Source organism: Sinomonas sp. R1AF57, assembly GCF_002224485.1.
Lineage (GTDB): Bacteria > Actinomycetota > Actinomycetes > Actinomycetales > Micrococcaceae > Sinomonas > Sinomonas flava.
Map to the genome: position 1 here is coordinate 2,493,990 of NZ_CP022463.1, position 13,303 is coordinate 2,507,292.

At 68.3% G+C, this 13,303-nt stretch carries 12 protein-coding genes and 1 pseudogene; 8 read left to right on the forward strand and 5 right to left on the reverse strand.

The window, feature by feature from the left end:
- Both CGQ25_RS11445 and glmS read right to left on the reverse strand, forming a co-directional pair.
- Positions 1-207: pseudogene (locus tag CGQ25_RS11445) on the reverse strand (IS481 family transposase); the annotation flags it as partial.
- A gap of 178 nt (positions 208-385) precedes the next feature.
- The gene (glmS, locus tag CGQ25_RS11450) at positions 386-2,263 is read right to left on the reverse strand and encodes a glutamine--fructose-6-phosphate transaminase (isomerizing) (RefSeq protein ID WP_208709811.1); all 1,878 of its coding nucleotides are present in this window, start codon (positions 2,261-2,263) and stop codon (positions 386-388) included.
- 74 nt (positions 2,264-2,337) lie between these two features.
- Between glmS and coaA the strand changes: the two genes are divergently transcribed.
- Entirely contained in the window at positions 2,338-3,303 is a 966-nt protein-coding gene (coaA, locus tag CGQ25_RS11455; RefSeq protein ID WP_208709813.1) for a type I pantothenate kinase, read from the forward strand.
- A 5-nt stretch (positions 3,304-3,308) separates the two neighbouring features.
- Positions 3,309-4,214, forward strand: coding sequence for a D-alanyl-D-alanine carboxypeptidase family protein (locus CGQ25_RS11460; protein ID WP_255405262.1), 906 nt, complete (start codon positions 3,309-3,311; stop codon positions 4,212-4,214).
- Positions 4,215-4,486: 272 nt separating this feature from the next.
- On the opposite strand, the gene CGQ25_RS11465 is transcribed toward CGQ25_RS11460, so the two are convergent.
- Positions 4,487-4,759, reverse strand: a complete 273-nt coding sequence (locus tag CGQ25_RS11465; RefSeq protein ID WP_208709815.1) for a GIY-YIG nuclease family protein — start codon at positions 4,757-4,759, stop codon at positions 4,487-4,489.
- A gap of 291 nt (positions 4,760-5,050) precedes the next feature.
- Here CGQ25_RS11465 and CGQ25_RS11470 point away from each other — a divergent pair, with 291 nt between their 5' ends.
- The 5 genes from CGQ25_RS11470 to CGQ25_RS11490 all read left to right on the forward strand — a co-directional run bounded on the left by CGQ25_RS11470 (position 5,051) and on the right by CGQ25_RS11490 (position 10,197).
- Complete coding sequence (locus tag CGQ25_RS11470; protein WP_208709817.1) at positions 5,051-7,201, forward strand: transglycosylase domain-containing protein; 2,151 nt, start codon at positions 5,051-5,053, stop codon at positions 7,199-7,201.
- Positions 7,202-7,302: 101 nt separating this feature from the next.
- Positions 7,303-8,436, forward strand: a complete 1,134-nt coding sequence (locus CGQ25_RS11475) for a glutathione-independent formaldehyde dehydrogenase (protein WP_208709819.1) — start codon at positions 7,303-7,305, stop codon at positions 8,434-8,436.
- A 166-nt stretch (positions 8,437-8,602) separates the two neighbouring features.
- Positions 8,603-9,220, forward strand: coding sequence for a TasA family protein (locus CGQ25_RS11480; RefSeq protein WP_208709821.1), 618 nt, complete (start codon positions 8,603-8,605; stop codon positions 9,218-9,220).
- Positions 9,221-9,259: 39 nt separating this feature from the next.
- Positions 9,260-9,841 (forward strand): signal peptidase I, encoded by a 582-nt coding sequence (locus CGQ25_RS11485; protein ID WP_208709823.1) that lies wholly within the window; start codon positions 9,260-9,262, stop codon positions 9,839-9,841.
- A complete protein-coding gene (locus CGQ25_RS11490) occupies positions 9,838-10,197 on the forward strand; it encodes a hypothetical protein (protein WP_208709825.1) in 360 nt (119 codons plus the stop codon). The genes CGQ25_RS11485 and CGQ25_RS11490 overlap by 4 nt, the downstream gene beginning before the upstream one ends.
- Before the next feature lie 19 nt (positions 10,198-10,216).
- On the opposite strand, the gene CGQ25_RS11495 is transcribed toward CGQ25_RS11490, so the two are convergent.
- Positions 10,217-10,984, reverse strand: a complete 768-nt coding sequence (locus CGQ25_RS11495; RefSeq protein ID WP_255405263.1) for a response regulator transcription factor — start codon at positions 10,982-10,984, stop codon at positions 10,217-10,219.
- A 162-nt stretch (positions 10,985-11,146) separates the two neighbouring features.
- Here CGQ25_RS11495 and CGQ25_RS11500 point away from each other — a divergent pair, with 162 nt between their 5' ends.
- Positions 11,147-11,602 (forward strand): hypothetical protein, encoded by a 456-nt coding sequence (locus CGQ25_RS11500; RefSeq protein WP_208709827.1) that lies wholly within the window; start codon positions 11,147-11,149, stop codon positions 11,600-11,602.
- On the opposite strand, the gene CGQ25_RS11505 is transcribed toward CGQ25_RS11500, so the two are convergent.
- Positions 11,590-13,287, reverse strand: coding sequence for an ATP-binding protein (locus CGQ25_RS11505; RefSeq protein ID WP_208709829.1), 1,698 nt, complete (start codon positions 13,285-13,287; stop codon positions 11,590-11,592). The two genes, CGQ25_RS11500 and CGQ25_RS11505, sit on opposite strands and share 13 nt — an antisense overlap.
- Positions 13,288-13,303: the final 16 nt, after the last annotated feature.

Sequence of the window (13,303 nt, forward strand, 5' to 3'; positions counted from 1 at the left end):
CCGGCACGGGCTGGTCAGCGGACGGTTCGACCCGACTTCGGTGGCGGCCCACGTCCCCTCGGCCCGGGCCTTGGCGAGGACCTTGTAGAACCAGGCCCGTGAGACACCGTGCCTGCGGCAGAACTGCGCCACCGCTCCGCGCGGGGCGTCATCGGGCCACTGGGCCACACGCATACGGACCTTCAGATCAGGCTCATGGATGCTCATGCCGTGATCTGAGCGGTGAAGTGTCCACACACTCGTGAGACACACCGTCCACGATCTCCTGAGACAGAAGTGTCCATTCAGTCCCGAGACTTCACAGCTCGTATTCGCGAATTGCCTGTACCCGAACGGGCGTTTTGGGCGCATGATCTGTGCCCGAAACGAGGAGGGGCGGCCGGGGCTACTCGACCGTGACCGACTTCGCGAGGTTGCGCGGCTGGTCCACGTCGTAGCCCTTCGCGGAGGCGAGCTCGGCGGCGAAGATCTGCAGCGGCACGGTGGTGAGCAGCGGCATGAGCAGCACGGGCGTCTCGGGGACGTAGAAGACGTGCTCGGCGTAGTCGCGCACGGCCTCGTCGCCCTCCTCCGCGATGACGAAGGTGCGGGCGCCGCGGGCGCGGATCTCCTGGATGTTGGAGACCACCTTCGAGTGCAGCGACTCGCGGCCGCGCGGGGACGGCACCACCACGAAGACCGGCTGGCCCTCGTCGATCAGGGCGATCGGCCCGTGCTTGAGCTCGCCGGCGGCGAAGCCCTCGGCGTGGATGTACGCGATCTCCTTGAGCTTGAGCGCGCCCTCGAGCGCCACCGGGTAGCCGACGTGGCGGCCCAGGAACAGCACGGACGTCGCGTCCTTCATGCTGCGGGCGAGTTCGCGCAGCGGGCCCGCGTTGTCCAGGACGGTCTGGATCTTCTCGGGGATCTTGTTCAGGTCCGCGAGGACGTCCTTGATCTGGCCGGAGAAGATGTTCCCGCGCAGCTGTGCCAGGTAGAGCCCGAGCAGGTACGCGGCGGTGATCTGGGCCAGGAACGCCTTGGTCGAGGCGACGGCGATCTCGGGCCCGGCGTGCGTGTACAGCACGGCGTCGGACTCGCGGGGGATCGTGGACCCGTTGGTGTTGCAGATGGAGACGGTCTTGGCGCCCTGCTCGCGGGCATACCGGACGGCCATGAGCGTGTCCATGGTCTCGCCGGACTGCGAGATGGACACGACGAGCGTGTTCGAGTCCACGATCGGGTCGCGGTAGCGGAACTCGTGCGCGAGCTCGACCTCGGTGGGGATGCGGCACCAGTTCTCGATCGCGTACTTCGCCACGAGGCCCGCGTATGCGGCCGTGCCGCACGCGAGCACGATGATCTTGTTGACCTTCTTCAGCTCGGCCGGGTCGATGCGCAGCTCGTCGAGGATGAGGCGGCCCGAGGTGTCGGAGCGGCCCAGCAGGGTGTCCGCTACGGCGGCCGGCTGGTCGTGGATCTCCTTCTCCATGAAGGACGGGAAGCCGCCCTTCTCGGCGGAGGCCGCGTCCCACGAGACCTCGAACTCCTTGCCGTGCGCGGGCGCGCCGAAGAAGTCGGTGACCTCGAACGAGTCCGGGGTGATCGTCACGATCTGGTCCTGGCCGAGCTCCACGGCGCGGCGGGTGTAGTCGATGAAGCCGGAGACGTCGGAGCCGAGGAAGTTCTCCCCCTCGCCGAGGCCGACGACGAGCGGCGAGTTCCGCCGCGCCGCGACGACGACGCCGGGCTGGTCCGCGTGGACGGCCAGGAGCGTGAACGCGCCCTCGAGCCGCTGGCAGGCGAGCTGCATCGCGCGGGTGATGTCGCCGTCGGCCGCGCCGCGGTACAGGTCCCCGATCAGCGCGGCGGCGACCTCGGTGTCCGTCTCCGAGGCGAACGCCACGCCCTTCGCGGCCAGCTCGGCCTTGAGGGTGGCGTAGTTCTCGATGATGCCGTTGTGGATGACGGCGAGCTTGCCGCCGTCGGCCAGATGCGGGTGCGCGTTGGCATCGGTCGGGCCGCCGTGGGTGGCCCAGCGGGTGTGCCCGATCCCGGTGAGGCTCTCGGGCAGCGGGTGCGCGCCGAGCTCGTTCTCGAGGTTCTTCAGCTTCCCGGCCTTCTTCCGGGACTCGATCCCCCCGTCTGCGACCACCGCGACGCCGGCAGAGTCGTAGCCGCGGTACTCGAGGCGGCGCAGGCCTTCGATCACGACATCAAGGGCACTGTGACTTGCATCGGGGCGCGACTGGGCGCGGCCCACGTAGCCGACGATTCCACACATGCGCTCCATCCTACCGGGGCGCCCGTCCCCTTCCGTATTTCGCACCTGCGCCGCCAGTTGGCAGAATCACATGAGTGAGTCTGCAGAGAAGCGAGTTCAGTGGCGACGGCGCGACGCCTTTCGTCGAGCTAGACCGTGCCACATGGGCCCGTCTGTCGGACCGGGTGGAACAGCCCCTCAACCAGGAGGACATCGAGCGGATCAGGGGCCTCGGCGACCCCCTGGACATGCGCGAGGTGCGCGACGTGTACCTCCCGCTCTCCCGCCTGCTCTCCCTCTACGTCGAGGCGTCCGGGCAGCTGCACACCGCGACCCAGACGTTCCTCGGCGAGCGCACGCAGCGCACTCCGTTCGTGATCGGCGTGGCCGGCTCGGTGGCCGTGGGCAAGTCCACGATCGCCCGCGTGCTGCGGGAGATGCTGCGCCGCTGGCCCTCCACCCCGGACGTGCAGCTCGTCACCACGGACGGCTTCCTGTACCCGCTCTCGGAGCTGACGCGCCGCGGGCTGCTCGAGCGGAAGGGCTTCCCCGAGTCGTACGACCGCCGCGGGCTCCTGCGCTTCGTCGCCGAGATCAAGTCCGGCGCCGAGGAGGTCCGGGCTCCCTGGTACTCGCACCTCACCTATGACATCGTGCCCGGCCGGGAGGTCGTGGTCCGGCGGCCCGACGTGCTCATCGTGGAGGGCCTCAACGTCCTCGCTCCCGCCCGCCAGCGCCACGACGGGACCACCGGCCTGGCCCTGAGCGACTTCTTCGACTTCTCCGTCTACGTGGACGCGAAGACGAGCTACATCGAGAAGTGGTACGTGGAGCGCTTCCTCAAGCTCCGCTCCGGCGCGTTCGCGCAGCCGGAGAGCTACTTCCACCGCTACGCCTCACTCTCCGACGAGGAGGCCGTCACCACCGCGCGCAGCATCTGGAAGCGGATCAACGAGCCGAACCTGGTCCAGAACGTCCTCCCCACGCGCGGCCGCGCCCAGCTCGTGCTCACGAAGGACCAGGACCACTCGATCCGCCGCATGCTCCTGCGGAAGGTCTAGCGGCGGTGGCCGCGCCCAGCAGATCGGGCTCCCGCGCACGACGCCGCTGGGTCGCCTCCGCAGCCCTCGCCGCCCTCGCGCTGGGCCTGAGCGCGTGCTCGCAGACCACGGCGGTTGAGCGGACCCCGGCGGTTGAGCGCAGCGAAGCGGAGTCGACCACGGCGGTTGAGCGCAGCGAAGCGGAGTCAACGGCGGTTGAGCGCAGCGAAGCGGAGTCGAAACCCCCAAACGCTGCCCCGTCTCCCTCTCCCAGCGGCGTCCCCACCTATCCGAGCCCGACGGCGGCAGCCGCGGCGGCGCCGTCGTCCGCACCGGCCGTATCCACTGACCCGGCGAACCCGCTCGTGGTCGTGAACAAGCGGCGCCCGCTGGCCCCGATCGACTTCGCGCCGGAGCTGGTCGTCCCCAACGTGGTCACGGCGTCGGGGCAGCAGGAGCTCCTGAACCCGGTGACGGCCCATGCCGCGGAGCAGATGTTCGCCGCCGCGACGGCCGATGGCGCGCCGATGACGCTGCTGAGCGGGTACCGCTCGTACGCGACGCAGGTGGCGACGTACAACGGGTGGGTCGCGCGGCAGGGTCAGGAGGCGGCCGACGTCGCCTCGGCCCGCCCCGGCTACTCGGAGCACCAGACAGGCTTCGCGTTCGACATCGGGGACCGCTCGGGGGCATGCTCCCTGCAGCCGTGCTTCAAGGACACGAAGGCCGCGCTGTGGGTCGCAGCGCATGCGCACGAGTACGGGTTCATCGTGCGGTACCCGTGGTGGTACCACGAGACGACCGGCTACTACTACGAGCCGTGGCACCTGCGGTACATCGGCGTCGAGGCGGCCACGCACATGCATCGCCGCGGGGTCGCGACCCTCGAGGAGTACCTCGGGCTCCCGGCCGCCCCGGCCTACGGCGGTTGAGCGCAGCCCGGCGGCCGAGCGGACCCCGGTGGTTGAGCGGACCCTGTGGTTGAGCGGAGCGAAGCGGAGTCGAAACCCCGGCGGCCGAGCGGAGCGAAGCGGAGTCGAAACCCCGGTGGTTGAGCGGACCCCGGTGGTTGAGCGGAGCCGAAACCCCGGTGGTTGAGCGGAGCCGAAACCCCGGCGGCCGAGCCGAAACCCGGGGGTTGAGCGGAAACCCGGGGGTTGAGCGGAGCGAAGCGGAGTCGAAACCGCGCGGCCGAAGAACCCGCTCACTCCTTCATGTTCGACTTCAGGTCTGCGTAGCGACCCTCAACGACGCATCTTCGCTTGGCGCGGCTCCAACCCTGGAGCTTCTTCTCGAGGTAGTAGGCCTCGGCGATGCTGTCCATCTGCATCGACCACGCGAGCTTCACCGGCCGGCGCCGTCGTGTGTACGCAGCACCCTCACCGGCGGCGTGCTGCGCGACCCGGCGTTCCAAGTCGGTCGTGCTGCCCACGTAGTAGCTGCCATCGGCGCACTCCAGAATGTAGGTGAAAGCCATGGAGCCAAAGCTAACCGGGGGCTTACTCGTCCGGAGGGTTATCCACAGGAGCTGGTGATGGGTTTCGACTCCGCTGCGCTTCGCTCAACCACCGTCGCCCGTGGGTTTCGACTCCGCTCAACCACCGTCCGCAGTTGGGTTTCGACTCCGCTGCGCTCCGCTCAACCACCGTCGCCCGTGGGTTTCCGCTCCGCTCAACCACCGTCCACCATGGGTTTCGGCTCCGCTCAACCACCGGGGGTCCAGCTTCCGCACAGGATCTACCTAGGCGGGTCGCATAGGGTACTCCCCATGTCCTCTGGCAGCAAGAAGCTTTTCGACACCACGACCGCCCTCGGCAGGGTCCTCGCGTTCTTCGCCGTGAGCGCCTTGTGCGGGGTGCTCGTGGCCGGGCTCATGTCCCCGGCCCTGGCACTCACCGGCGGCGCCGCGACCGGTGCCACGGAGGCTCTGGCGGCGGCCCCGAGCGAGCTCACGAGCACCCCTCCGGGGCAGGCGACCAAGGTCCTCGCGGCGGACGGCTCCGTGATCGCGAACCTCTTCACCGAGAACCGCACCGACGTCCCGCTCGACAAGATGTCCCCGAACATCAAGAACGCCATCGTGGCGATCGAGGACTACAGGTTCTACGAGCACGGCGGCGTGGACCCCATCGGGATCCTGCGGGCGCTCGCCACGGACCTGACGGGCGGCCGCCAGGGCGCCTCGACCCTGACGCAGCAGTACGTGACCAACGTGCTCAACGAGCAGCTCGTGGCCCAGGGGCAGAGCGCGGACATCGTGCTCAACGGACAGAAGGGCGTCAGCGACAAGCTGCGGGAGATGCAGCTCTCCATCGCGCTCGAGAAGAAGTTCTCCAAGCACCAGATCCTCCAGGGCTACCTCAACGTGGTGCCCTTCAACGGAAACGCCTACGGGGTCCAGGCCGCGAGCCAGTACTTCTTCTCCCTCGACGCCAAGGATCTCACCCTGCCGCAGGCCGCGCTCCTCGCCGGCCTGGTCAACGGGCCGGCCTACTACGACCCGTCGCAGCACCCGGACCGGGCCAAGGATCGGCGGGACCTCGTCCTCGACGCGATGCTCGCTCACGGCTACATCGACCAGCGCCAGCACGACGACGCCGTCGCCGCCCCCATCCAGCTCAAGCTGAACCCGCCGCGCCAGGGCTGCGCCTCCGCCGCGCAGGCCCCGTACTTCTGCGACTACGTCCTCCACCAGATCCTCAACGACCCGGCATACGGCGCGGACCCGACCGCCCGCCTGAACAAGGTCATGCTCGGCGGCCTGACGATCAAGACCACCCTCGACCCGCGCCTGCAGGGCCCCGCCCAGAAGCAGGTCGACTCGACCACGGGGACCAACCCGGACAAGTGGGGTGCCTCGCTAGTCACGGTTCAGCCGGGCACGGGGAAGGTCGTCGCGATGGCCCAGAACAGCCGCATGGCCGAGGGCCAGGGCTCGGGCTTCGTCACGTCCTACAACTTCAACGTGGACTCCGCCGACTCCAACGGCAACGACCTCGGCGGCGCCGGCGGCTACCAGCCCGGGTCCACGATGAAGCCCGTGACCCTCGCCGCGTGGCTCATGGAGGGGAAGGGGACGGACCAGACGGTGGACGCCTCGCGGCGCCGTTACGGCTCGAACTTCCCGTGGAAGTCGACGTGCGGCCCGGTCCATGGCGTCTTCGACAGCACGGTGTCCGGCTCCACCGACCTTCAGAACGACGAGGACGGCTACTACCGCCCCATGACCGTGCGCCAAGGCATTTACAACTCGATCAACACGGCCACGTTCGCCTCCGCCGCCGGGCTGAACGACTTCTGCGACATCCAGCGCGCCGCCGATGCGCTCGGCATGCACCAGGGAGACGGCAGGGACCACAAGCTCGACCTCTCGACCCTCGGGAACCTGCTCGGCGGCGAGAACGTGGCGCCCATGACCATGGCCAACGCCTTCGCGACCTTCGCCGCCAACGGCACGTACTGCGCCCCGATCGCCATCACCGAGGTGGACGACAACCAGGGCAAGCGGATCGGCGGCCAGTCCCAGCAGTGCACCCCGGGCGCGATGAACCCCGACGTGGCCAAGGCCGCCACGAACGTGCTCCAGGACGTCCTCACCAAGGGCTCGGGCCTCCTGATCCCGCAGAAGCTCGGGGTTCCCGACGCCGCCAAGACGGGCACCAACAACGAGAACAGCCAGACGTGGGTGGTGGGCTACACGCAGGGGCTCGCGACGGCGTCGTTCTTCGGCGAGGCGCTCAACGGCCCCTCGGTCCGGATGGGCCGCGACATCACGGTCAACGGGAAGTTCTACCCCGTGGTCGACGGCGCGTACATCGCCGGGCCGCAGTGGGCCGGCTACATGCAGCAGGTGGCGAAGTACTACGACCACGGCAGCTTCGACGCCCCGCCCCAGCGGCTCATCAGCGGCCGGGGCTGACACCGGGCCGCGGACCAGGAGCCGGGCCAGCCTTTGTTTGGTGCTGGCCGTGCCGGGGAGGGGGCCGGGACATACCCGCAACCTAGGCAGGAGGAGTCCTCATGAAGGCTGTCGTCTTCAAGGCACCCCGGGAACTGGCAGTGGAAGAGGTCGACGATGCGCGGATCGAGGAGCCGCTCGACGCCGTCATCCGCATCACCACCGCGAACATCTGCGGCTCGGACCTGCACCCCTACGAGGGGCGCGCTGCCCTGGACCCGGGCATGGTCCTGGGCCACGAGAACATGGGCATCGTCGAGGAGGTGGGCGCCGCCGTCAACCGGATCAAGGTCGGCGACCGGGTGTCCGTGCCGTTCAACCTCGCGTGCGGCACCTGCCGCAACTGCAACGACGGGTGGACCTCCGCGTGCCTGCGCGCCAACCCCTCCGGGCAGCCCGGCGCGGGCTACGGCTACCCGAACATGGGCCCCTACTGGGGCGGCCAGGCCGAGCTGCTGCGGGTCCCGTGGGCGGACTTCAACCTGCTCAGGCTCCCCGAGGGCACCGAGCACGAGCGGGACTACGCGATGCTCTCGGACATCTTCCCCACCGGGTACCACGGCGCCGAGATGGCCATGGTGGCGCCGGGGAAGACCGTGGCCGTGTTCGGCGCCGGGCCCGTCGGCCTCATGGCGGCCTACAGCTCGATGCTCAAGGGCGCGGCCAGGGTGTTCGTCGTGGACAAGGAGCCCGACCGGCTGAAGCTCGCGGAGACGATCGGCGCGACCCCGGTCAACTTCGCCGACGCGGACCCGACGGAGGCGATCATGGACGCCACCGGAGGGTTCGGCGTCGACTGCGGCGTCGAGGCCGTGGGCTACCAGGCCCACGACCCGGCAGGCGAGGAGCACCCCGAGATGGTGCTCGACAACCTCGTCGGCGTCGTGCGCGCGACCGGGCACATCGGCGTCGTGGGCGTCTACGTGCCCGAGGATCCCGGCGCCGCGAACAGCCTGGCGAAGGAGGGCCGCATCCCGTTCGAGTACGGCCAGGCGTTCACGAAGGGCATCAGCCTCGCCGGCGGCCAGTGCCCCGTGAAGAGGTACAACCGCGAGCTCCGGGACCTCATCACGGCCGGCCGCGCAGAGCCGTCGTGGATTGTCTCCCACGAGGTGCCGCTCGACGAGGCCGTGGACGCGTACGCCAAGTTCGACGCGCGCGAGGACGGGTACACCAAGGTGCTGCTCCGGCCGTAGCGGCGCTGCCCAATAGCACGGGCTTGATTCAATCTTGAAGTTTTCTTGTCTTCAGACCCGGGATGGGCTTGAACCCGGACCGGGAGAGTAGTCGATGCCAGCCGGTGACGGTTGGCATCGACCGCGTTGAGCCGGGCTCGTGCCCGGCTGAAGAGAGGAAACGACAATGGATCTCAGCCTCAAGTCCACTTCAGGGAAGCTCCTGGCCTCGGCCGCCCTCCTGGGAGTCACAGCGAGCATTGCTGGCCTTGGCACGTACGGCGCTTTCACGTCCACGACCTCCGCGGACACCTCGGTGTCCTCGGGCTCGGTCACCATCGCCCTCGGAGCGGCGGGTGCGGACAACAGACTGAGCGTCGCCGCGACCGGAATCGTTCCCGGTGACACGATTCAACGGGCTGTCACGCTCTCCAATGCGGGAGACCAGAACCTGGCCCGGGTGGCTCTGACGACCACCGCGACAACCTCGTCGAAGCTCGACACCGACCCGGCGAATGGCCTCCAGATAGCGATCGACAACTGCTCCGCCCCTTGGACTGAGAGCGGCACCGCGCCCGCCTACACCTACACCTGTTCCGGGTCCACGACCTCGGTCTTGGCCACTCGTGCCGTCCTCGGCTCGGACGTGGCTCTGGCGAATCTGGCCTCGCTCACGAAGTCCGGAACAGATCACCTTCGGGTGACCCTGTCGCTGCCCACGGCAGCGGACAACAGCTTCCAGGGCCTCACCAGCAAGCTGAACCTCCTCTTCACCGGGACTCAGCGCAGCGGCACCAACCAGTAACGGAAGCAGTTCCAGCCAGAACCCCGGGGAAGGCCACGCATGATTGCCACACACACCGCCGCGACGGTGCTTCGAGCTCTGGTGCGCCTCGTGCTGGGACTCGTCCTCGCTGTGGCCGCCGCAGCCTTCGTGTTCCTCGCCGTCGGCCCGCGGTTCCTCGGCTACCAGACCTCGACCATGCTGACAGGATCGATGGCTCCCCTCATCAACCCGGGCGATGTCGTGGTGAGTGTGGAGACGCCGGCCTCTGCGCTGAAAGTCGGCGACATCATCACTTACCGCATCCCAGTCGAGGACCAACGGGTCGAAACCCACCGGGTCGCGAGCCTCAGCCGCAACGCCACGGGAGCCACCGTCATCACGACCAAGGGCGACGCAAACAACGGCAAGGACCCCTGGACGGCAGTCATCACGGACGACACCGTGTACACGACGGCGGCGGTGATCCCGCATCTCGGCGACGCCATCAGGGCCCTCCGCTCCCCGGTCGTGCGGCCGGTGCTGCTGTACGGTGCGCCGGCCGTGCTGCTGGTGATCGTCCTGGCCTCGATATGGCGCCCGCGCGCCGCCGTCGAGCAGGAAGACGGACATGCCACTGTGGGTGCGGAAGGGAGGGCATGACTGGCGTGCTGCCCATCATCGAACTTGGCCGACTCGAGGCGCTGGCCCGCGATCTCGACTCCTGGGACGACGTGCTCGACTTCGCTGGGAAGTTCCTCCAACTGCTACCCGCCCGGCTCGGGGCCATCACGGCCGCACTCCAGAAGGATGACCAGGAGGCAGCGCACATCGCCCTGGTGAGCCTCGCGGCCTCCTCGGGTGCGGTCGGTGCCCTCCAGCTCGAGCACGATGCCCGGCTGGCTGATCAGGAAGTCCGCGCAGGGCGCATGGGAGAGGCGAGGGGATGGTCTCCGGGACTGCGTGACGACGCGGTGAAGTTGAAAGCGGCGCTTGAGGCGCTCCTCCGTCCCTTCTGAGGCAAGCGGCGTGGCCGGCTCAGACGACGGGGGCAACCATGCCGTACCCGACTCCTCGCACGGTGCGGATGAATCGAGGACTCCTGCCACTGTCCCCTAGCTTCCGCCGCAGATTGCCCACATGGACCTCCACGAGGTGCTCGTCGGAAGCCCATTCGTCGCCCCAGACGGAGCGCAGCAGCATTTCCCGGGTCCAGACTCGGCGGGGGGAAGCGACCATGAGCGCCAGCAGATCGAACTCGGTGCGTGTCAGGGTCAGCTCGTTCCCATCGAGGAACACGAGCCTGGCCTCGGGATCGACCAGCAGCGGGCCATGGGCGAGGTGCGGGGATTCTGAATCGAGCGTGCCGCCCCCGACGGGGGCGGTGCGGACGGCGGCGCTTTCTCGCCGCGGACGCCTGAACATGGCCTCGACGCGGGCTTGGACCGTCCTCGGGCTGAACGGCTTGCTGATGTAGTCGTCAGCGCCGATCTGGAGACCAGTCAGCTCGTCGATCTCGTCCGCTCGCCCGGTGATCATGATGACGTAGGCGTCCGAGAACTGCCTGAGGCGGCGGCACACCTCTGTACCCTCGAGGTCGGGCAGGTTCAGGTCGAGGGTGATGAGGTCGGGAGAATGCTTGCGGACATGCTCCAGGCCGCCGGCTCCGGTGGCGGCTTCGGCCACGACGAAGCCGTGCCGCTGCAGGGTCCTGACCAGGAGGGTGCGCATGTCGGCGTCGTCTTCGACGACGACGGCCCGGCGTTCTGGCACGTTCTCCCGCAATGGCTGCATGTTCTCCCCCATAGGCTGCAGTCTTCCAGAGCGACGGCGCCGATTCACGTCGGCGCGGGTGAGTTCTGCGCCGCAGTTGAGCCAACCTTGAGCATTCGCGCGGGGCGGGCTTGATCGCCGGGTAGAAGCATTTGACTGCGGGTTCGATCATGCAGAGTTGGAAGGAGGATCAGGATGACGAAGGCACCGTACACGCGCCGTGTCGGGGAGAGCCGTGCCCTCGTCCGGCGTCTCGTGCCACTTGTCGTTGCGCCAGCCGCCGCCGTGCTTCTCTCCCTGGCTCCTGCAGCCGCCCAGGCGGCGTTCACTGCAGGTTCCGCCGCGCCGCTCGCTGCCTCGACATATTCGATCCCCGCGCCTGCCTCCCTCGCTGCGAAGGTCGTCTGCAGCGCTTCCGCCAGAGAGGTCAAGGCGACGGTCAGCAGCTACGCGACCGTTCTCCGTGCCACCTCATACACGCTGACCCTCACGGCGTCAGACGGCACCGCCAGCTCGACCACCACCACCCAGCAAACGGCGGTTCTGACCCAGACCTTTGTCCCCGGCGGCAGCAGGGCCTACACGGTGAGCGTACAAGCCAGAGTCGGGTCCTGGATCGGCTCGCCTCTGACCCAGTCCTACGCATGCTGACCGTGCTCTGCAGCCGGGCGCCGAGGCGGGTTGGATCCTGGGCCTTCGCTCCTGAGCGGGAGTCGGACGGTGAACGTGCTTCCCACACCGACGCGGCTCGTGCACTCGATGGTGCCGCCGTGCTGCTCGACAACCTCCTTCGCGAGCGCGAGCCCTAGCCCCGTCCCGGGCACCTCGGAGTCGAGGGCCGCGCTGCTACGGCCGAAACGTGTGAAGACGTGCTCCATCTCGTCGGCAGCGATGCCTATTCCGGCGTCCTCAACCCGGCACACTGCCCACGGCCCTTCCCTCAAAGCGGTCAGGCGTACTGCCGTGCCCGAAGCCGAATACTTCAGAGCATTGGAGACCAGATTGTCCAGCACCCGCACCAGGCCGGTCCGGTCCGCCAGCACAGGGAGCACCGCGGAGGCCGTGGCTGTGAGCGATATTCCCTTCCGGCTGGCTTCCGCCCGCGAGGAATCGGAGGCTGCGCGGACCAGCTCCGCCAAGTCGACGGGCAGGCGGATCGCCGAGGCGTCCTCACCGGTCACTGAGGCTGCAAGGATGTCTTCGACCATCTGGTTGACGTGGTTGGCGTTGCGCACGATCACCTCGAGGTCGGACCGGGAGGAATCGCTCAGCCCTGAGTCCTCCAGGACCATCTCGGCGTAGCCGAGGATGTTCCCCAAGGGGGTCCGGAATTCGTGCGACATGGTGGAGAGGAAGCGGTCTCTCGCGCGAACGGCCGAGACTACATCAGTGACATCCGACGTGGCGACCACTGTCCCGCCGAGCCGACCGGCGTGATTGTGGAAGCTCCGAGCGCTGATTGAGACGACCCGGGCCCCAGGACCCTTCCCCAGCCTGTACAGCTCGCTCTCGACATGAGTGCCGCTCAGCACTCGTTCAAGCCCCCGCTCCTCCCACCGCACCGTCCCGTCAGGCCCTTCCCGGTAGGCCAGCATGCCGGGCTCTGCATCGAGGGGAGCCCCCTCAGCCGGCGTGGCAGCGGAGTACACCTCTGCATGCCTCTCGTTTGCCAACATCCCCTTGCCCTCGCCGTCGAGGACCAGGATTCCGACGTCGGCGGTCTCCAGCACGGTATCCAGTAGCTGCTCACGGGTCTCGGTCCTCTCGAGCAGTTCCTGCACCCGCGCCTGCTGCGCCATCGCACTGAGGGTCATCACGGAGGTACCCACCCCGATCGCGAGGAGGATGAACGGCCCAACTACGCGCGCAACCAGCGAGTGCGGGGTCGCCGCGCCAGAGAGGAGGACTGGAGCCCATATCGTGAGCAAGGCCGCGGCCCCGGCGAGGGGGACGAAGATCCTCGGCCGAAAGCCGGAGCCTGCGATCCACATGACCGGGAAGACGCCTAGGAGTCCAAGACCCGAGAGAGTATCCGAGGCAGAGGAAGCGACAAACCCGATAGGGACGAAGTCCAGGAACGGGATGACGAGGAACAGCCCGTACGGAAGCTTGGCCCACGGCAAGGCAACGCAGGCCGCGAACAGGGCCAACGCCATACCTTGGCCAGCCACGAAGCGAGGGTCCCCAAGCTCCTCCGGACCCGCGACCGCCGCGACGAGGCAGACCAGCAGCATCGTCAGGTTCAATGGAATCTGGCTCAGGATGACACGGCCCCTCATGCCCAGCTCGTGGAACCGCGCCCGGCCCAGAAGCAGCACGTCCAGTGCATTCCCCACTCGTTGCCCTCCCCAG

What these genes read in the sequence shown, in the direction of transcription:
- glmS (WP_208709811.1), bottom strand. Translation starts at nt 2,263, where the DNA reads ATGTGTGGAATCGTCGGCTACGTGGGCCGCGCCCAGTCGCGCCCCGAT.
- CGQ25_RS11465 (WP_208709815.1), bottom strand. Translation starts at nt 4,759, where the DNA reads ATGGCTTTCACCTACATTCTGGAGTGCGCCGATGGCAGCTACTACGTG.
- CGQ25_RS11470 (WP_208709817.1), top strand. Translation starts at nt 5,051, where the DNA reads ATGTCCTCTGGCAGCAAGAAGCTTTTCGACACCACGACCGCCCTCGGC.
- CGQ25_RS11475 (WP_208709819.1), top strand. Translation starts at nt 7,303, where the DNA reads ATGAAGGCTGTCGTCTTCAAGGCACCCCGGGAACTGGCAGTGGAAGAG.
- CGQ25_RS11480 (WP_208709821.1), top strand. Translation starts at nt 8,603, where the DNA reads ATGGATCTCAGCCTCAAGTCCACTTCAGGGAAGCTCCTGGCCTCGGCC.
- CGQ25_RS11485 (WP_208709823.1), top strand. Translation starts at nt 9,260, where the DNA reads ATGATTGCCACACACACCGCCGCGACGGTGCTTCGAGCTCTGGTGCGC.
- CGQ25_RS11490 (WP_208709825.1), top strand. Translation starts at nt 9,838, where the DNA reads ATGACTGGCGTGCTGCCCATCATCGAACTTGGCCGACTCGAGGCGCTG.
- CGQ25_RS11495 (WP_255405263.1), bottom strand. Translation starts at nt 10,984, where the DNA reads ATGGGGGAGAACATGCAGCCATTGCGGGAGAACGTGCCAGAACGCCGG.
- CGQ25_RS11500 (WP_208709827.1), top strand. Translation starts at nt 11,147, where the DNA reads ATGACGAAGGCACCGTACACGCGCCGTGTCGGGGAGAGCCGTGCCCTC.